Below are 19,359 nucleotides of genomic sequence, written 5' to 3'. Positions count from 1 at the left end.
GATAATCCAGACCCGCCGACCCGGCGCAAGGAGCGCCTCATGAGTGCCGGAGAGATGAACCGGCGCGGCTTCCTGGGGCGCGGCCTGGCGCTTGGCTGCTCGGCGGCGGCGAGCCCGCTGCTCTCCACGGTGACCTTCGCCTCGGCGCCCTGGGACGCGCGGCTGGTGGTGATCATCCTGCGCGGCGGTATGGACGGGCTCGGCGTGCTCCAACCCTGGGGCGACCCCGCCTTCGCCGCGCTGAGGCCCGGCATGGAGGCGCTGCGCCCGGGCAGCCCCGAGGGCGCCCATGATCTCGACGGTTTCTTCGCCCTGCACCCGGCGATGACCCCGCTGCTGCCGCTCTGGCGCTCGGGCGAGCTCGGCTTCGTGCAGGCCGTCTCGACCCCCTACCGCGACAAGCGCAGCCATTTCGACGGGCAGGACATGCTCGAGGCCGGCACCGCCGAGATGCTACCCCGCTTCCGCGACGGCTGGCTCAACCGCATGCTGCAGCAGGTCTCTGGGCTGGAGGGCGAGACCGCCTATACCGTGGGCGTGCCCGAGATGCTGCTCACCCGCGGCCCGGCCCACGTGATGCACTGGTCGCCCGAGGCGAAGCTCGAGCTGACCCCGCAGGCACAGCGCCTGCTGGAGATGGTGATGCATGACGATCCGTTGTTCCGCGACAGCCTCGCCGATGCCGTCAGCCTGGCCCAGGCACGCGAAGCGGCACCGAAGATGCAGAAGGGGGCCAAGCCGCCCGCCGGTCACCAGCGGCTGGCCTCTTTTGCCGCGGGCAAGCTGCGCGGCGACAGCCGCGTGGCGGCCTTCTCGCTCGGCGGCTGGGACACCCACAACCGGCAGGATCAGACCCTCACCCCGGCGCTCACTCGGCTCTCGGAGGCGCTGCTGACCCTGCGGGCGGACCTCGGGCCGGTCTGGGAGCGGACCGCGGTCCTCGCGATGACCGAGTTCGGCCGCACGGCGCGGCTCAACGGCACCAAGGGCACCGACCACGGCACCGCCGGCACGATGCTCTTCGCCGGCGGCGCGCTGCGCGGCGGGCAGGTGCACGGCCGCTGGCCCGGCCTCGCCGAGGCCGACCTCTACCAGCGCCGCGATCTCATGCCGCTCAGCGATGTCCGGCTGCACGCCGCGAGCGTCATGCAGGGGCTCTTCGGCCTGCCGCGGGACGTTCTGGAGGGCGCGGTCTTCCCCGGGCTCGACATGGCGACGCCGAGCCGGCTGGTGCTGTAAGACCACCGCCGGCGCCCCCCTCATCTGAAGCCCCCACGTCTCACACGCCGGGCCCCCGCCCGGCGTGTTCACGTTTCTGTGCAGAGCGTTAGGGAAACTTTCCCCGCGGGCCTCCCGTGACTCCTCCGGTGCGACCACTGATGAGAGAGGAGATCACCAATGGCCCACCTTGCGTCTTCCTACCGGTCTTTCGAGACCTTCCTGTCCCGGGCTGATGCCTTCTGGACCGTCGACTTCACCGCCCTGAACAGCTCCGGCGTCAACGCCACCGCGGTCCTGGCCATGGCCACCGAGGAGGACGGCAGCGCCTATCTCAACGTGGCCATATCGGCCACCGGGATGACGCCGTCGCAGACCCATGCGCAGCATATCCACGGGCTCTTCGACACGGATGGCAACCCCATCGACTCCACCGCCCCCACGCTGGCCGATGACGCCGATGCCGATGGCATGGTCGAGGTGCTCGAGGGCCTCGGCCAATACGGCGACGTGCTGCTGCCGCTGGTCTCATCCGCGGACGGCGCCATGCCCATGGCCGATACGAACGGCATGCTCTCCTTCGTCCAGAGCTACGACCTGGGCGAGGACGGCAATTTCTTCAGCCCCGTCTCGATGACCGATTACACCGCCGAGGATCTCATGCCGCTGACCCTGCGCGAGATCGTGCTGCACGGGGTGCAGGTGCCTGACGGCATCGGCGCAGGCACCGGCGGCGAGGTCGACGGCGGCAGCAACGGCTATACCGGCATCCTGCCCGCCGCCGCCGGCGACATCGAGAGCGCCAGCTTTGAGGAGGCCATGGCCCTCTTCGCCGCGCAGCGCGACATGACCTCGGGGCGGGTCACCCTGACCGAGGGCGACGACAGCTTCAACGGCGGCCCCGGCGATGATTTCATCGACGCCCGCGCGGGCGCTGACAGCGTTGCCGCAGGCGCCGACAATGACACGATCTCCGGCGGCGCGGGCCGCGACGTGCTGCATGGCGGCGCCGGGGAAGACCTCGTCGATGCCTCGGTGGAGGACGACAACCAGGCCGATGCCGCCGATGACGGCGCCGCGGGCAGCCTGATGCTCTCCGACTACGACAACGGCCTCGCCGGCGGGGCGGGCAATGACGTGATCCGCGGCCGCGCCGGGGACGATATCATCACCGGCGACGACGACAGCCGCGTTGCAGAGGCGCTCGGCCTGACCTTCGACGCCGCTGCCGACGGCTCCGACATGATCTACGGCGGCGCCGGCAACGACGAGATCCACACCGGCAGCTGGGCCGACGGCGACCAGGGGCTGGTCAATGCCTCGACCGGCATGATGGCCGACTGGGCCTCGGGCGGCACGGGCGACGACATCCTGCGCGGCGCCGGCGGCGATGACACGCTCTACGGCGACGAGGGCGCCGACAACATCGGCGGCGGTGGCGGCGATGACATGATCTACGGCGATTTCGCCACCAGCGGCAGCGCCGAGGTGGAAAGCGGCCAGGTCATCCGCCTCTACCAGGCCGCCTTCGACCGCGCCCCCGACGCCGGCGGCTTCTACAACTGGACCGAGCGGCTGGAGACCGGCGAACTCAACCTCGGGCAGGTCGCCGCGGGCTTCACCGGCAGCGCCGAGTTCGCCCGCGACTACGGCGGGCTGGACAACGAAGCCTATGTGGACGCGCTCTACATGAACGTGCTCGACCGCGGTGCCGATGCGCAGGGGCTGGCCAATTGGACCGCCCGCCTCGACGCCGGCATGAGCCGGGCCGAGGTGCTGATCGGCTTCTCCGAAAGCCCCGAGTTCCGCATGTCGATGGCCGATGACATCACCGGCTGGGTGATGGAGCAGGGCACCGACGACGTGCTGATGGGCGACGGCGGGGCGAACACGCTCTCGGGCGGGCTGCTCGCGGACCGCTTCGTCTTTGCCGCCGAGGCCGGCAGCAGCCACGAGGTGACCGACCTCGAGAGCTGGGACATGCTCGACTTCAGCGCCTTCGGCTACGGCAGCGCGGAGACCGCCATGGACCGGATGAGCGCGGACGGCGACGACCTGGTCTTCATGGACCAGGACGTGACGGTCACGCTGCACGACACCGCGATGGCCGATCTGAACGCCGGGATGGTCCTCGTCTGAGGCGGCGGGCCTGCCGGCCCTCGCATCCTCTCCAAGGGATCGCGGCCTTCGCTGCGGTCCCTTTTTTGTCCCCTGTGAGGACCCGGGCCTGCCCCCTGCCCTGCCACGCGCCTCCGGCCCGGGTCTAGCGGCTCCCGAAGCGGCGGCGGGCCTCTTCGTAGATCACCCGGTCGAGCCGCGTCAGCCGGTCGAGCTCGGCGTCGATCTCCGGGGTGATCTCCTCGCGCGTGACCTCTTCCATGTTGGGCTGCGCATCATAGCTGCGCGACGAGCGTGCCCAGGGCATTTCCTTCGGCATCGCGATGCCGAGCCGGGCCGTCACCTGGCGGAACAGCCCCGGCATATCCTCGGTGAAGCCGATGGTGTCGAACTCGGGCAGGTGGCTCAGCGCCGCCTGCAGCGCGGCCTCGTCGCTCAGCCGCATCTCGCCGCGCGGGCCGACCCAATGCCGGCCGAGCAGACTGCGGGCATAGTAGTTGTCGGTGTCCGACGGCAGCCCGTCGCTGCGGTGGCGCAGGAACTCCAGCAGCCCCAGTTCCCTTGCCAGTCGCGGGCCGTGCAACCCACGCTCCTCGATCACCTGTCGGGAGTGTGCACGCCAGAAATAGTAGAGCGACAGGATCCGCGCCTTCGGTTCGCGCAGCACGGTGATCGCGTAGCGCGGCTCCGGGAGCAGCCGGAAGCGGTCGTAATCCATATGCGCCGAAACATAGCGGTAGCCCGCCAGCTGCTCGGCGCCGAGCCGGTCGAGGTCGCGCAGCCGCTCGGGGCAGATCGCCTCGCGCGGGAAGTGCGGTGCCAGGAACTCATGCAGCGAGGTGCCGCCGGTCTTCGGGAAGTGAAACAGCACGACCCGCTCGCGGATCGGCTCCGGAGGCCTCGCCCCCCTGCCCCGGCCGATCAGCCGCCCCGCCTTGTTTCGCAGCGAAACAATTCTGCCAACGCCCCGCATGGCGTTCACCCCCGCTCCTGCGCCTTCACCCAGCCGAGGAAGGCGGCGTCGGCATTGCCGAGGCGGGGCCGGCCGGTCTCCTCCCACCAGCCGCGCCAGCGGGCGGCGAGGGCGTGGACGTCGGCGCCCGGGCGCAGCGCGCGGGCGGCGTCAAAGGCTTCTTCCGAGAGCTGCGGGCCGCTGGCAGTGGCGCGGCCCGGGCGCAGCCGCTCGATGACGATCATGTCGCCCGGCACCTCGCGCAGCGCGTAGTCGGGCAGCGCGGCCTCGGCGATCATCTTGCGCAGCGCGGCGCGGAACACCCGCACCGGGGCGGCGGAGCCGGACTTCTTGTGCAGCGTGCCGACCGAGACCTGCCAGCTCGCCTGCCTGCCGCAATGCTTGCGCGCCAGCTCGTAGATGCGCCGCTCCAGCGGCTTGCGCAGACGGAAGTAGTCGCGGCTCAGGGTCAGCACCGATTTCGCCAGCACCGCGCGGAACAGCCATTCCGAGAGCGTCACCGTCACCGAGATCATCCGCCCGCCGCGCGAACGGCGCACGATCTCCCAGCTCTCGATCAGGCCGAAGCCGCGGGTGGTCTCGATGCCCCCCGTCGTCATATTGGTGGTGATGCGCGTGCCGGCGAGCCGCTCGAAGGCGTCCTTGAGCCGGGTGTAGCCGTCGCCCGAGGTGTCGCGGTTGGTGGCGACCAGTAGGTCGTGCGCCTTGAGCTGCAGCGTGCGCGAAACCTCGCGGCCGGCGTTCAGCGCCGCCATGAGCTGGCTGACGCAGTAGATCAGGATGTCCTTGTCATGGATCGTGGCGCGGCCCTTGACCGAGGGGATGACGTCGATCTGCGTGCCGTTGTGATCGTAGCTCAGCAGCCGCCGGTCGGGCCGGGTCGAGAGCGAGAAGATCGGGTGCTCCATCGAGCCAAGATCGTCCTTGGGCGCTGCATCGAAAATGTCGCAGACGAAGAAGTCCGCGGTCGGGTGCCGGTCGGGCAGCAGCCCGCTGTCGGAAGTCCGCCCCGCGCCCTGGCCCGAGACCTGTCCTGCCCCCTGCCCGGGAGGCCGTGTCGCTGCGCTCATCGTCTCGTCCTGCCTGCCCGGCCCCCGGTTTTTCGCGGCGGATCTGCGCCCGCCCGCTTTCGGGGTTTCAGTGACGCCGAGCCTAGTTTTATCCACAGCCGCCGTCCAGCCCGAGTTCGGGGGATCGGAGTCGCTGCGCCGTGGGTTCAGAGTCGGGCAAACGTGGGTTCAGAGTCGGATGGGTGTTCAGCGATGCATTTTTACCATTTGGTTTCAGATGCTTGGGAAAGCTCTTCCCAGACCGTAACGAATAAACTAACAGAAAATAACAGGAAGGCAGAGACAGGCTGCCCGGAATTGCACCGCTCCGCCCTGCCCCAAAGCCTCAGATTTGCTAAGAAATCGCGTAGATGTGCAGCTTTTGCTTCCATGTGCGCAGTTTTTCGGTATCTTACCAAAAACGCCACACATCAAGGCCGAGCAGGGACATGAAACCGGAACCCAAGACCGAGCTGCCCCCCTATTTCAACATCGATCCCGACGCCGCGCTGACCGCGCTTGGCGGGCCCTTCGAGACCGACGGCTTCGCCGCCATCGCGCAGGCCTGCGAGGCGGGTCGGGGCGATCTCGCCGGGCGCGGGCTGGAGGAGGACGGCGGGCGCAGCCTGCGCCTCTTCTCGACCTGGGAGATCACCCGCTATCTGATCCCCGTCGCCACCGGCCATTTCCGCCGGGTGCTGAAGCAGAACCCCGAGCTGCCGCAGGGCCGCTCCGAGACCGAGGGCGGCGCCAAGTGGTTCACCTTCGAGGAGGTGCTGCGGCTGCGGGCGCATTTCGCCGCCGGCGGGTCGAAGACCAAGAACTACCTGCCCTGGCGCCCCGAGGGGCTGCCCGCCAAGATGGTCGCCGTGGCCAACTTCAAGGGCGGCGTCGGCAAGACCTCGACCTGCGCGCATCTGGCCATGTCCGCGGCGCTCGACGGCTACAAGGTGCTGGTGATCGACCTCGACAGCCAGGGCTCGATGACCTCGATCTTCGGCGGCAAGGTCGAGGACGAATGGCAGACGGTCTTCCCGCTGCTGGCGCGCCACTACGGCCGCCACCTGCGCAGCGAGAACCAGCGCCGGCTCGACCGCGGCGAGGCCCCCGTCCCGCTCGACGACACGCTGACCGAGGCGCTGGAGGCGCGCGCGCCGGACCTCGTGCAGAAGACCCACTGGCCGAACATCGATCTCATCGGCGCGCAGCTCAACCTCTACTGGGCCGAGTTCCAGATCCCGGTCTGGCGCATGCAGGGCCGCGGCTGGAAACTCTGGGACGCGCTCACCGAGAGCCTCGAGGAGGACGGGCTGCTCGACGAGTACGACGTGATCTTCCTCGATACGCCCCCCGCCCTCGGCTACCTGACGATCAACGGGCTCGCCGCCGCCGACATCCTGCTGGTGCCGCTTGGCGCCTCCTTCCTCGAGTTCGACTCGACGGGGCGCTTCTTCGACATGCTGCATTCGACCTTCTCCTCGATCGAGGAGGCGGAGAACATGGCGGCCCGGGCCCTGGGCCGCGACGGGCTGTCGTTCCAGTGGGACGCGGTGCGCGCGGTGATCACCCGCTACGACGGCACCCAGCAGGCGGAGCTGGCGGCGCTGATGCAGGCCTACCTCGGCCCGGTGCTTTCGCCGCACCGGCAGGATTTCACCGCGCTCATCGGCCAGGCCGGCGAGCAGGTGCGCGGCATCTACGAGGCGGACTACCGCGACTTCAACCGCGAGACCTATGCCCGTGGCCGCGAGACCTTCGACGCCACCTACGCGGCGCTGAAGCAGCTGCTGCTCGGCAGCTGGCGGCGCGATGAGCAGGCTCTGAAAGCGGCCGAATGAGACTCTGTTTCGCTGCGAAACAATTTTCTGCGCGACGGGGTCACCCCGTCTTAACCAAGTTCGGGCCGGCTTGTCTCCGGACCCTTTCCTGACAGGAGCAGACGGATGGCCAAGCGCAAGAGACTGACCCCGCTCGAGACCGGGCCTCAAACCGGCCTGGACACTGGCGAGCCCGCCGCCGGGCTCGAGACCAAATCCATGTTCTCCGCCCCGCCGCGGCGCGCGGCGCCGATCGCCGACGTGGCGGCGGGAGCCGCGGCCAGCGCCGCGCTCGAGGAGCTCTCGGAGCGCTGGGAGGCAGCCCGGCGCGAGGGCAAGCTGGTGCTGGAGATCCCGCTCGAGCAGATCGAGATGACCCACCTGGTGCGCGACCGCATCGCCGAGGACCCGGAGGAGGCGCAGGCGCTGCGCGACAGCCTGCGGGCACGCGGCCAGCAGACGCCGATCGAGGTGGTCGCCCTGCCCGGCCGCGCCGCCTACGGGCTACTTTCGGGCTGGCGCCGCTGCCGGGCGCTGGCGGCGTTGCGCGAGGAGACCGGCGAGCCGCGCTTCGCCACGGTGCAAGCGCTGCTGCGCCGTCCCGAGGATGGCCATGCGGCTTACCTCGCGATGATCGAGGAAAACGAGATACGCGCCAACCTCAGCCATTACGAGCGCGCGCGCATCGTGGTGAAGGCGGCCGAGCGCGGGGTCTTCGCCTCGGAGAAATCCGCCCTGGCGACGCTCTTCGCCTCGGTGCCGCGGGCGCGGCGCTCGAAGATCAATTCCTTCATCGGCATCGTGAAGAGCCTCGACCGGGCGCTGCGCTTCCCAGAGGCTCTGAGCGAGCGCGCCGGGCTGGAGCTGGCGCAGCAGCTGCGCGATCGCCCCGGCCTGGCGCAGGAGATCACGCAGGCGCTGAAGGCCGCGCCCCCCGCCGATGCGGCGACCGAGCGCGAGATCCTGACCCGCTGCATGAGCGCCGCAGCGGCCCTCGAGCCCGTGTCGGAGATCCCGAGCCAAACCCCGGAGGTAGAGCCGAAGACCGCGTCCGAGACCCTGGCGCAATGGCCGGGGCTCACCCTGCGCCGCCGCGGCTCCCGGCTGGAACTCGACGGGCCGGGCGCGGACGAAGAGCTTGGCGCGGATCTCGCCGCCTGGCTCGCGGCACGTTTCGAAAGATGACGACCATGACAGGCTCTGTTCTGGCATTTGTTTCGCTGCGAAACATTTTCGCGCGGCGCCGGGCAGGGCCTGTGACAAGACGGATCGCGCTGTGAGCGGGCCGGAAGACTGAAGGAGACGACGCGTGCTGCTGGGCCGGATCTACCGCATCTTCGAGCGCTATGCCGAGATGAACATCGCGCGGGATCTCCCGGGCACCCCGCTCACCGATGAAGGTGGCACTGCCTACGGCGAGATCACCCGCATCGCCCTGCGCCGGCACCGCATCCACGTGGAGGGCTGGGCCGAGGCGGAACGGATCGGGCTTTCGGTGAACCGCACCCGCGCCTGGACGGTGCCCGACCTGGTGCAGGGCGGGAGCGCGCGGCGCGGCTTTGCGCTCGACATTCCCTGCGAGACCGGGCCGATCGACCTGATCGCCGAGCGCGGCGAGGGGGGGAAGGCGGGACAGAGCCTGCCCGGGTTTTCCCGCGCCGCGCTCCTGCGGGCGCGGCTGCCCATGGCGCTGCGCTTCGGCGCGACGCTGGCGGCGTTGGCGCCGGTGATCTACCGCTGGAAATGGCAGGGGGATCTCGGCGCGCGCGAGGTGGTCAAGGAGCGGCTCGGACTGGTGCCGCGCTCGGAGGCGGTGGAAATGATCTCGGCGCTGCTGCCCGAGACCACGCCGCCGGAGCTGCCCGAGCGCGCCGCCACGCTGATCCTGCCGGTCTACAATGCCTTCCACCTGCTGCCCGAGGCGCTGGAGCGGATCGCAACGCATTCCGGCACGCGCTGGCGTCTGCTGCTGCTCGACGACGCCTCGCCCGACCCCGAGGTTCTGCCCTTCCTGCGCGCCTGGGCCGAGGGGCACCCGCAGGTCACCCTGCTGGAGAACCCCGAGAACCTCGGCTTCATCGGCACGGTCAACCGCGGCTTTGCCGAGGCGCTGGCGCGCTGGCCCGAGGATCCGGTGGTGCTGGTCAATTCCGACGCCATGGTGCCCGCGGGCTGGCTGCCGCGGCTGCTGGCGCCGCTCGCCGAGCCCGATGTCGCCTCGGTCACGCCGATGTCGAACGATGCCGAGATCTTCACCGTGCCGGTGATCTGCCAGCGCAACGATCTCGCGCCCGGCGACGTCGATGCGCTCGACCGGATCGCGGCAGGATTCGACCCACGGGCCGGGCTCGCCGAGGCGCCCACTGGGGTCGGCTTCTGCATGGCGCTGGCGCCGCAGTTCCTCTCCCGGGTGCCGCAGTTCGACACGATCTTCGGGCGCGGCTACGGCGAGGAGAACGACTGGTGCCGCAAGGTGGCCGAGCTTGGCGGGCGGCATCTCTGTGCCCCCAACCTCTTTGTCGAGCACCGCGGCGGGCAGTCCTTCGGCAGCGCCGACAAGCAGCGGCTGCTCGAGCGCAACCTGCGGGTGCTCGCCGGGCGCTACCCGGGTTATGACGCCGAGGTGCAGGAGTTCATCCGCAGCGACCCGCTCAACACGCCGCGGCTGGCGCTGGGGCTGGCGCTGGCGGCGCGGCGGCAGTCCGAAGGGCAGGGCGGCGCGGTGCCGGTCTACCTTGCCCATGCGCTCGGCGGCGGCGCCGAGAGCTACCTGCAGGCGCGCATCGCGCGCGAGCTGGAGGCGGGCGCCTCGGCCGTGGTGCTGCGGGTCGGGCAGGGGCATCGCTGGAAGCTCGAGCTCTATGGGCCGACGGGGCTCACCCAGGGTCTAACCAACGACTGGGACCTTGTGGAGAGACTGGTGGCGCTGCTGTCCGAGCGGCGCATCGTCTATTCCTGCGGCGTGCACGAGCGCGATGCCTCGGAGCTCCCGGACCGGCTGCTGCGGCTGGCGGCCCGGGAGGACGGGCAGGGCCCGCACCCCGTCGAGATCCTGCTGCACGACTTCTTCCCGGTGAGCCCCTCCTACACGCTCCTGGGCGCCGATGGGGTCTACCGCGGCGTGCCGGTGGCGGGCGGCCCGCTCGAGGCCGACCCGGCGCACGTCTACGAGCGGCCCGGCGGCAAGCTCGCCTCGCTGCGCGACTGGCAGGACGCCTGGGGCCGGCTGATGGACGCCGCCGAGCGGGTGGTGGTCTTTTCGGGCTCGAGCCGCGACATCCTCTGCGAAGCCTATCCGCAGGTGGCGGAGCGCATCGCCGTGGTGCCGCATGTGCTGCCCGCGACGCCGCCGCGGATCGCCGCCGGTTCAGGCGCCGACGGCGCGCCGGTGATCGGCGTGCTGGGCAATATCGGCGTGCAGAAGGGCGCGGCGCTGCTGCAGGAGCTGAGCCGCGACCTGGCCCGCTCGGGCGCGGCGCGGCTGGTGGTGCTGGGCCATCTCGATCCGGCCTACAAGCTGGCGCCGCCGAGCCTTGTGCACGGCAGCTACGAGCTGCGCGACCTGCCTGGGCTGGTGGCGCGCTACGGCATCTCCGGCTGGCTGATGCCCTCGATCTGGCCCGAGACCTTTTCGTTCACCACCCACGAGATGCTGGCCACCGGCCTGCCGGTGGTGAGCTTCGATCTCGGCGCCCAGGGCGAGGCGGTGTCCCGGGCGCTGGCGCAGGGCGCACCCGGGGCGCTCTTGCCGGTGCCGCAGGGGAGGCGTATGGATCCCGCCGATCTGCTGACCGCGCTCGCCGAGGCGCGGCCGCTGCAAACTGCGCAATGACGGGGACCACGATGGGGGCAACGACGGGCGAGAGCCACCTCATCCTGCATGTCGGGATGCCCAAGGCCGGAAGCTCGGCCCTGCAGACGGCGCTGAGCCGGACCCCCGACCTGACCACCGCCTCGGGCCAGCGGCTGCGCTACAGCGCACTCTACCAGGGCGGCGGGCGACAGAGCCTCCTCTTCGGGCAGCAGGTGGTCACGGCCGGGCGACGTTCTGCCTACGGCTACGCCACCTGGCCGAACCTGTGGCCCGGCGCGGTGACCGAGACGGTCTTCGACAACCTGCGCAAGGTCATGGAGGTGGGGCAGCAGCAGGGCTTCGCGCCGATCGCCTCCTGCGAGGGCTGGATCTCCTACCCCGACCTCTTTGCCGAGCATCTGGCGCGCTGGGGCAACCCGCCCGTCGAGGTGGTGGCTTTCCTGCGCCCGCCGGTGGACTGGATGAACGCGGCCTACTGGCAATGGGGGGTCTGGAACACGTCGACCCTCGAGGCCTGGATGAAACGCAGCAACCTGCCCTATGCGTTCGGTCTCGACTTGGAACGCTGGGCGCAGATCCCCAACCTGCGGCTGCGGCTCGGCAATGCCCGCCCGGACGTGGTGCGCAAGTTCGCGGAGTTCTACGAGTGCGACCTGCCGAGCACGGCGAGCAGCAACAGCTCCTCGCCGCCGGCGCTGATCGGCTTCCTGCTGCGCAACCGCGAGTTCCGCGCGACGGGGCACGCGGCGGCCACCGAGTTCGTCATCCAGCGCTGGTGCCCACCGGTGACGGCGCGCAAGCTCTGGGCGGTGCGGCCACGTCATATCCGCGACCTGCGCGAGACGGTCGAGGCGAACCGCGAGGCGCTGCGGCGCATCGCCAGCGCCGCGCAGATGCAGGACATCCTGGCCGATGCGCGCTGGACCTCCGAGGAGCCCTATCTCGAGGATCTCCGTGCTGGCCCGTCGGCGCTGAGTGACCGTGCCGAGCTGGCGGCGTTGCATGCCGCGCTGCTCGAGGGCACCCGACGGGCCTGCCGCACGGCCGAGATGGCGGTCCCGGCGCTTCCGGGCTGCCCGTCCGCGGCGGCGCCGGTCACCGAGTGGGACGCGGCGCTGCGGCCGTTGCTCGAGGCGCTGCTGAAGGCCGACCTCGCGGTGCGCCAGGCGGCAGGGCGCTCGCGGAGCGTCTGGGGGCGGCTGCGGCGCGGCCTGCCGCAGGTCTTTGCCCGCGCCTAGCGGTTGAGGATCTCGGCGTGGTAGCGCCGGAGGAGCAGCAGCCCGAGGGTCAGGCTGACCAGCGCGATGGAGAGCACGTAGACCGGCGAGGCGTAGCTGGCGTCATAGGTCGGGTAGAAGCCCTTGCGCATGATGCCGACCACATGCACCAGCGGGTTGTACCACAGGTAGCTCTGGTAGGGATTGGGGATGGTCTCGAAGAGGTAGAAGATCCCCGAGACTAGGAAGATCGGCTTCATCAGGATCCCCCAGGCTTGCTGCGCCATCGGAAAGCGGGTGAAGACGAAACAGGTGAGCGTACCGAGCCCGAGCCCGAGCAGGGCCGCCAGGGCAAAGGCCTCGAAGATATGCGGGAAATCCAGCGTCACCCGGGTTTCGTAGACCATCATGATGCCGCCGAAGATGATGTAGCTGACCAGCAGCTTGGTCATCACCCCGAGGATGAAGCGCCCGAGGATGGCGTCGAGGAAGGTGACCGTGGGGTAGGCCAGAAGCGGCTTGGAGAAGTTCAGCGCGCTGGCGATCTTGCCCTGCAGCTCGATGTACATGAGGAAGGGCAGCATGCCGGTGGCGTAGAACATCGGGAAGCTGACCCCGAGGCTGGGGTTACGCAGGAAGGCCGAGAAGGCCAGAGACAGCATCAGGATGCCGCCGATCGGCTCGAGAATGGCCCAGATGTAGCCGCCCGGCGAGCGGCCGTAGCTGGTGGCCATCTCGCGCAGGACCAGCGCCGCAACCGAGCGCGCGCCGGGAAACGAGCGGCGACCGGAGACGGTCTCCGTAGCGGGGGTTTGGGGCTGCATCTGGGGCGGCGGCGCAAAACCTTCGGTGCTCATGCAGGGGCCTTCCGGAAACTGGTATCTTGTGCGTCTGAGGTGTATTAGCATCGCCTTGAGGTAAATGACATTCCCATGGGGCTCGTTTGACACAACCCGCCAAGGACAAGGCCGCCGCTCAGGCGCAGCCGCAGCAGGAAGGCCAGGCTTCCGCCCAGCCGACTTCAGCCAAGCCCAGCCCCGCCGAGCAGAAAGCCGTGCCGCGCCCCTCCGTGGTGCCCGCGCCCGGGAAAGCCCCCGGCCAGTCGCCGGGGCCGAAGCCCGCCGCGGCGCAACCGACCTTACCCTCGCGCCCCCCGGCGGGCGCGGCGAAGCCGCGGCGCCGGCACCGTCTGATGCTGCTGAGCTTCCTCGGCTGCGTCGTGCTGCCGGGGATTCTCACCGCGCTCTACCTGTGGCTGGTGGCGGCGGATCAATACGCCTCGAAGGTTGGCTTCACCGTGCGCCAAGAGGATGCCGCCTCGGCGGTCGAACTGCTGGGCGGGCTGTCGAACCTGTCGAGCTCGAGCTCCTCGGACACCGACATCCTCTACGAGTTCATCCAGAGCCAGAAGCTGGTCTCGGACATCGACGACAAGATCGACTTGCACGCGATCTGGTCGCCGGAAGGCTGGGATCCGGTGTTCAAGCTCGAGAAGGACGCCTCGATCGAGCAGCTGCTCGCCTATTGGGGCGACATGGTGCGCATCTCCTACAGCGCCGGTCTGATCGAGGTCGAGGTGCGCGCCTTCCGCCCCGAGGATGCGACGCTGATCGCCCAGACCCTGCTTGACGAGAGCTCCGACGTGATCAACGAGCTCAGCGCCGTCGCCCGCGCCGATGCGATCAGCTATTCGCGCGACGAGCTCGACGAGGCGGTCGAGCGGCTCAAGGAGGCGCGCGAGACCGTCACCCGCTTCCGCAACGAGACCCAGATCATCGACCCGCAGATCGACCTGCAGAGTCAGGCCGGGCTGCTCAGCAACCTGCAGGCGCAGGAGGCCGAGCAGATCATCGAGCTCGATCTGCTGCGCGAGACCTCGCAGCAGAACGACCCGCGTGTCGGTCAGGCCGAGCGGCGGCTCGACGTGATCCGGTCGCGCATCTCGGCCGAGCGCCAGAAGCTCGGCTTCGAGGGCTCGGGCACGGGCGGCCAGGTGTTCGCCGATCTCGTCGGCGATTACGAGCGGCTCTCGGTCGACCGCGAGTTCGCCGAGCGCGCCTACCTGTCGGCGCTGGCGGCCTATGACACCGCCTTGGCCGAGGCCAAGCGCAAGAGCCGCTACCTCGCCGCCTACATGCAGCCGACCAGCGCGCAGACCGCAGAATACCCCAGCCGCGCCACGCTGCTGATGGTGGTCTCGCTCTTCCTCTTCCTGCTCTGGTCGACCGCGGTGCTGGTCGCCTATTCGGTCAAGGACCGCCGCTGAGGGCGCGCCGGGCATGATCCGCTTCGAGAACGTCAGCAAGACCTTCGTCATGGAAGGCAAGCGCAAGACCATCATGGAGAATGTCTCCATGACCTTCCCCAGCGGCCGCTCGGTGGGGCTCTTGGGACGCAATGGCGCGGGCAAGTCGACGCTGCTGAAGATGATCGCCGGCACCGAGCCGCCGAGTTCCGGCAAGATCAGCTCCTCGGGTTCGATCTCCTGGCCGGTGGGCTTTGCCGGCTCCTTCCACGGCGAGCTGAGCGGCGCGCAGAACTGCCGCTTCATCGGCCGCATCTACGGCGTCGACACCGACGAGCTGATTGCCTTCGTCGAGGAGTTCGCCGGGCTCGGGGTGCATTTCCACCTGCCGCTGAAGACCTATTCCTCAGGGATGAAGTCGCGCCTCGCCTTCGGCGCCTCCATGGGCATCGCCTTCGACACCTACCTCGTCGACGAGATCACTGCGGTGGGGGATGCGTCCTTCAAGGCGCGCAGCGACGCGCTGTTCAAGCAGCGCATGCGCAATGCCGGATCGGTGGTGGTGAGCCACTCGATGGGGCAGATCCGTCAGCTCTGCGACGCGGTGGTGGTGCTGGAGGACGGTCACCTGACCTTCCACGATGATGTCGACCGGGGCATCCGCGAACACGAGGAGAACATGAAGCGCCGCGGCTGAGCCCGCGCCGTCTCGTGCTGAAATCCCCTTGTTAGAGACTGTTTCGCCTCAGACTCGCCCCAGCGCGGCGGCGAGGTAGAGGCTGGCCGTGGTCAGCCGGGTCTGCCGGTGCACCCCGAGCCGGCGGAAGGTCAGCACCCGCCCGAGCCCGGGCCGCGGCGTGCCCGCGCGCAGGGTCTCGATCAGCGCGCGGTTCTCCGGCGTGAGCAGCCCCGAGACCCGGTCCAGCGCCGCGAGGTTGGCGGCGATCCAGCTCGCGTAGGTGCGCCCCAGCACCTGCCGCACCCGCAGCAGCCGTGCCGACAGCCCCTGGTGCGCGCCCATCGCGTTGCTCAGGTGCTGGCGGTAATAGAGCACCTTGGCCGGATCGATGACGATCTCGCCGCCGGCGCCGCTCACCAGCTGGTAGAGCCACCAGTCGTGGTAGGGGATGCCCTCGGGCACGCCCGCCCTGCGCACCAGCGCGACCGCCCCGGCGCTGAGCGTGGCGCTGTGCCCACTCACCACGTTCTGGGTCAGCGCATTGCCGAAACAGGGTCTTCCGCGCGGCGGGCGCGAGCCGCCGATGCGGCGCAGCGCCTGGTCGGTGTGGATGCTCTGCGCGCCGTAGAGCGCCACCGGCGCGGCGTTCTTCAGCGCCCCGAGCGCCAGCGCCAGCTTCCCGGGCAGCCAGACGTCGTCCTGGTCCGAGAGCGCCACCGGCCCGGCGGGCAGCTCGGGGTGGCAGAGCAGCGACAGGAAGTTGGCGGCATGGCCGCGGCGCGGGCCCTGGACGATGCGCACCTCGCGCCGCGGGCTCTCGGCGGCGCGGAAGGCCTCGAGGATCTCCAGCGTGGCATCGCTGGAGCCGTCGTCGCTGACCCAGAGATCCCAGGCTTCATGGGTCTGCGCCCGGTAGGAGTCGAGCTGCTCCTGAAGATGCGCGGCGCCGTTCCAGGTGGCCAGCAGGATGGTGATCCGGGTCTGCCTCGAAAGGGGCCGGGGGGCGTTCATGGAAAGTCTCTCTGCCGGGGCTCTTGCCCTTGGTGATGCCGGAGCGGCGCGGGGCGCGCAACAGCGCGCGGCGTTTAGCGACAATCTGAGATGTATTGCGCGGATTTCAGGGCACGGCGTTAACCGGCTGGCGAGGGCGGGGGCGGCATAGCTGGAGCACGCAGGACCGGAACGCAGGATGCGAGATGGGGCAGCTCAGCCATGTGAGAACGCAGTTTGGGGCGGAGCTTTCCGGGGCCTCCTCGGGAGGTGGTCTCACCCCCGCGCTTACCCCTGCCGAAGCGGCGCAGATGGTCGGGCTCTCGGCGCTGCTGGCGCGGCCGGCGGGCGGGAGCGTGCAGGAGGGCGGGCAGGAGCAAGAACAGGACGGTGTGCAGCTTTACAGCGCCGGCGCCGGGGTGCTGGGCTGGACGGCGGATCTCGAGGCGGCGGAGATCAGAGCCTATGCGGGCTCCGGCTCGGGGCTCTCCGCGCCGCGTGGGTTGCGGAGCGCCGAGATCGGCGGGGCCGAGCTGCTGCTGGCGCCGGGCGGTGCAGGCGCGAGCGTAGAGGGATGGTGGCTCGGCGCGGGCGGTGCGTTCGCGGAGCGGGTCTCGCTGCGCTACGGCGATGGTGCGGCGCGGGTGCTGACGGATCTGGCGGTGCTGAGCGGGCAGAAAAGCGGGCTGGGCGCGGCGCCCGACCTGCTAGTCACCGCCGCCCGGCAGCGCAGCGGGATCGAGGTCTGGCAGGCCGGGGCGGACGGGATATTGCGCGCCCGGGCGCAGGGGCTCTGGCTCGAGACAGACGAGAACGACGGGGCGGGGACCGAGGCGCCGGAAGCGGTCGGTCGCATCAGCGCCCTGGCGGTCGCGGCGGTGGGATCGGGCACCCGCGTCCTCGCGCTCTCGCCCGAGAAAAACAGTCTCTATTCCTGGGCACTATCGCCCGAAGGCCGGCTCGGCGATGTTCGCCAGCTCGAGGTGTACGACGGGCTCTTCCTGGAGACGCCAACGCAGCTCGCCGTCACCAGGGTGGCCGGGCAGAGCTACGCGCTGATCGGCGCGGGCTCGGGGCACCTAGCGGTGGTGGCGCTGGGGCCGGGCGGCGCCATGCGGGTCACCGACCTCGTTGGCGACGACCTCGCCACCCGTTTCGCCGGGGTCACCGCGCTCGCCTGCCTGACGCTGGACGGGCAGGTCTACGTGGTGGCGGTCGGCCGCGACGATGGCCTCAGCCTGATGACCCTGCTGCCCGGCGGGCGGCTGCTGCACCTGGCGGTGCTGGCGGATGACGCGGCCATGGCGCTGAGCGATCCCGCCGCGCTGGCGCTGGTCCGGCATGGCACGGGGGCGGCCACCGCGCTCGACATCTACGTTGCCGGCGGTTGGCCCGAGGGACCGCCCGGCGCGGGCGGCGGCCTCAGCCGGATCCGGGCCGAGCTCGGCCCCCTCGGCCAGAGCCTGCAGCTGGGCGCCGGGGCGGACCGCTGGCAGGGCGGCGCGGGCAACGACCAGGTCGCCGGCGGCGCCGGGGATGACACGCTGCGCGGCGGCGCCGGGGACGACGTGCTGATCGACGGGCCGGGGCGGGACCGGCTGCGCGGCGAGGCCGGGGCGGATGTCTTCGTGCTCTCCGGCGACGGCGAACCCGACCGGATCCTCGATTACGAGCCGGGGGTGGACCGCATCGACCTCTCGGCCATGGGGCGCTTCTACACGGTGGCGGCGCTGAGTATCACCCCCTCGGCACAGGGCGCGCGGATCAAGATCGGCGGCGAGGTACTGCAGGTGACCAGCGCCGCCGGCGCCCCGCTCTCGGCGGCGGATTTCCACATCTCCGAGCTGCGCGACCTGTGGCACATGGACACCAGCCCGATCCCCGAGCCGCAGCCGCTGGAGGAGACCCCGGAGGAGGAGGAAACCCCCGGCACAGAGCCTGAAACGCCGGGAGAGACACCCGGAGGCACGGGGGGAGACCCACCGGAAGACACATCTGGAGGTTCAGGAGAGCCACCGGGCGGCACGCCGCAGACCCCCCTGCTGCGCGGCGGGCCGGGGGACGATGTGCTGAGCGGCGCGGTGACCGATCCCGCGTTCGACCCTGTCTCGGGATCGGTCTACCGGCTCTACCGTGCCACGCTCGATCGCGCCCCCGACGCCGCCGGGCTCTGGAACTGGAGCGCGCGGCTGCTCTCGGGCGAGCGCGACCTAGTCTCGGTGGCGGCGGGCTTCACCGGCGCGCCGGAGTTCCGCCAGACTTATGGCGCGCTGACGGACGCGGGCTTCGTGACGCTGCTCTACCGCAACGTGCTGGCCCGCGATCCCGATGCGCAGGGGCTGGCCAACTGGACCGCCCGGCTCGAGACCGGCCTGAGCCGCGAGCGCGTGGTCCTGGGGTTCTCCGAAAGCCCAGAGTTCATCGCCGCCAGCGCCGCCGGCGCCGCGGGCCATACGCGCGAGGCGCTGCAGCAGGGCTGGTCGGACGATGTCTTCCGGCTCTACCAGGCGGTGCTGGACCGCACCCCGGACCTGACGGGGCTGCTGAACTGGAGCGCGCGGCTGGCCGAGGGCCGGCCGTTCCTTGAGGTCGTCGAGGGCTTCACCGCCAGCGCCGAGTTCCGCCAGAGCTACGGCGCGCTCGGGGATGCGGGCTTCGTCGCGCAGCTCTACCGCAACGTGCTGGGCCGCGAGGGCGAGGCGGCGGGGCAGGCGGCCTGGACCGCGCGGCTCGAGGCGGGGATGAGCCGGGCCGAGGTGGTGCGCGGCTTTTCCCAGAGCGCCGAGTTCACCGCCCGCGCCGCGCCGGTTCTGCTGGCCTGGATGCGCGGGGCCGGGGCGGATGACACGCTCGACGGCGGCGGCGGGGAGAACCTGCTGATCGGCGGCATGCTGTCGGACCGCTTCGTGTTCCGCGCCGAGGATGGCGGGCATCACGTGATCGCCGATCTCGAACGCTGGGACCTGCTGGTCTTCGAGGGTTTCGGCTACGGCGCACCTGCCGAGATCCTCGGGCAGATGCAGCCCCGGGCCGGCCCCGGGGAGGAGGGGCTGGAATTCACCGATCCCGGGAGCTCGGGCTTACGCTTGGTCATCTCGGGGGCGACGCATTCTGATCTTCATTCGGACATGTTTCTTCTCTAGCCCAAGCCGGCAGGCGCTGACCCGGCAGACCCGAGACGACAGAATCGGGGCCTTTTGCGGGCCGGGACACAGCCTGAGCGAGTATTGATCGAGTAC

13 protein-coding genes are annotated in these 19,359 nt (G+C 70.3%); 9 read left to right on the top strand and 4 right to left on the bottom strand.

Translation table 11 applies throughout. The annotated features are described in order from the left end of the window. Positions 1 to 39: 39 nt before the first annotated feature. Together LC039_RS25230 and LC039_RS25225 are read left to right on the top strand one after the other, a co-directional pair. The gene (locus LC039_RS25230; protein ID WP_226629355.1) at positions 40 to 1,239 is read left to right on the top strand and encodes a DUF1501 domain-containing protein; all 1,200 of its coding nucleotides are present in this window, start codon (positions 40 to 42) and stop codon (positions 1,237 to 1,239) included. A 159-nt stretch (positions 1,240 to 1,398) separates the two neighbouring features. Beyond that, positions 1,399 to 3,357: a DUF4214 domain-containing protein gene (locus LC039_RS25225; protein ID WP_226629354.1), complete on the top strand. Its 1,959-nt coding sequence runs from the start codon at positions 1,399 to 1,401 to the stop codon at positions 3,355 to 3,357. A 124-nt stretch (positions 3,358 to 3,481) separates the two neighbouring features. Here LC039_RS25225 and LC039_RS25220 read toward each other — a convergent pair whose 3' ends face one another. Further along, positions 3,482 to 4,207, bottom strand: a complete 726-nt coding sequence (locus LC039_RS25220) for a sulfotransferase domain-containing protein (RefSeq protein ID WP_226629352.1) — start codon at positions 4,205 to 4,207, stop codon at positions 3,482 to 3,484. A gap of 107 nt (positions 4,208 to 4,314) precedes the next feature. After that, the gene (locus LC039_RS25215; RefSeq protein ID WP_226629350.1) at positions 4,315 to 5,379 is read right to left on the bottom strand and encodes a replication initiator protein A; all 1,065 of its coding nucleotides are present in this window, start codon (positions 5,377 to 5,379) and stop codon (positions 4,315 to 4,317) included. Positions 5,380 to 5,807: 428 nt separating this feature from the next. Here LC039_RS25215 and LC039_RS25210 point away from each other — a divergent pair, with 428 nt between their 5' ends. The 4 genes from LC039_RS25210 to LC039_RS25195 all read left to right on the top strand — a co-directional run bounded on the left by LC039_RS25210 (position 5,808) and on the right by LC039_RS25195 (position 12,227). Beyond that, positions 5,808 to 7,196 carry an AAA family ATPase gene (locus LC039_RS25210; protein ID WP_226629348.1) on the top strand — a complete coding sequence of 463 codons (1,389 nt, stop codon included), beginning with the start codon at positions 5,808 to 5,810 and terminating at the stop codon, positions 7,194 to 7,196. A gap of 105 nt (positions 7,197 to 7,301) precedes the next feature. After that, complete coding sequence (locus LC039_RS25205; protein ID WP_226629347.1) at positions 7,302 to 8,360, top strand: ParB/RepB/Spo0J family partition protein; 1,059 nt, start codon at positions 7,302 to 7,304, stop codon at positions 8,358 to 8,360. Between the two features lie 124 nt (positions 8,361 to 8,484). After that, on the top strand, positions 8,485 to 11,007 hold the full coding sequence (locus LC039_RS25200; RefSeq protein ID WP_226629345.1) for a glycosyltransferase: 2,523 nt from the start codon (positions 8,485 to 8,487) through the stop codon (positions 11,005 to 11,007). Then, positions 11,004 to 12,227, top strand: a complete 1,224-nt coding sequence (locus LC039_RS25195) for a hypothetical protein (RefSeq protein WP_226629344.1) — start codon at positions 11,004 to 11,006, stop codon at positions 12,225 to 12,227. Before LC039_RS25200 ends, LC039_RS25195 begins: the two co-directional genes overlap by 4 nt. Here LC039_RS25195 and LC039_RS25190 read toward each other — a convergent pair. After that, positions 12,224 to 13,063, bottom strand: a complete 840-nt coding sequence (locus LC039_RS25190; RefSeq protein WP_226629338.1) for an ABC transporter permease — start codon at positions 13,061 to 13,063, stop codon at positions 12,224 to 12,226. The genes LC039_RS25195 and LC039_RS25190 overlap by 4 nt on opposite strands. Before the next feature lie 86 nt (positions 13,064 to 13,149). Between LC039_RS25190 and LC039_RS25185 the strand changes: the two genes are divergently transcribed. Next, positions 13,150 to 14,472 carry a hypothetical protein gene (locus LC039_RS25185; protein WP_226629337.1) on the top strand — a complete coding sequence of 441 codons (1,323 nt, stop codon included), beginning with the start codon at positions 13,150 to 13,152 and terminating at the stop codon, positions 14,470 to 14,472. Positions 14,473 to 14,485: 13 nt separating this feature from the next. After that, positions 14,486 to 15,148: an ABC transporter ATP-binding protein gene (locus tag LC039_RS25180; RefSeq protein ID WP_226629335.1), complete on the top strand. Its 663-nt coding sequence runs from the start codon at positions 14,486 to 14,488 to the stop codon at positions 15,146 to 15,148. A gap of 48 nt (positions 15,149 to 15,196) precedes the next feature. Here the strand turns inward: LC039_RS25180 and LC039_RS25175 are convergent, their stop codons facing one another. After that, positions 15,197 to 16,141 (bottom strand): glycosyltransferase, encoded by a 945-nt coding sequence (locus tag LC039_RS25175; RefSeq protein WP_226629333.1) that lies wholly within the window; start codon positions 16,139 to 16,141, stop codon positions 15,197 to 15,199. A gap of 185 nt (positions 16,142 to 16,326) precedes the next feature. Here LC039_RS25175 and LC039_RS25170 point away from each other — a divergent pair, with 185 nt between their 5' ends. Further along, positions 16,327 to 19,263, top strand: a complete 2,937-nt coding sequence (locus tag LC039_RS25170; protein ID WP_226629332.1) for a DUF4214 domain-containing protein — start codon at positions 16,327 to 16,329, stop codon at positions 19,261 to 19,263. Positions 19,264 to 19,359: the final 96 nt, after the last annotated feature.

Origin of the sequence: Alloyangia pacifica (assembly GCF_020524285.1) — a bacterium.
Lineage (GTDB): Bacteria > Pseudomonadota > Alphaproteobacteria > Rhodobacterales > Rhodobacteraceae > Salipiger > Salipiger pacificus_B.
Note: the sequence above shows the minus strand (reverse complement) of the source record. Positions and strands in the feature narration are given on the sequence as shown.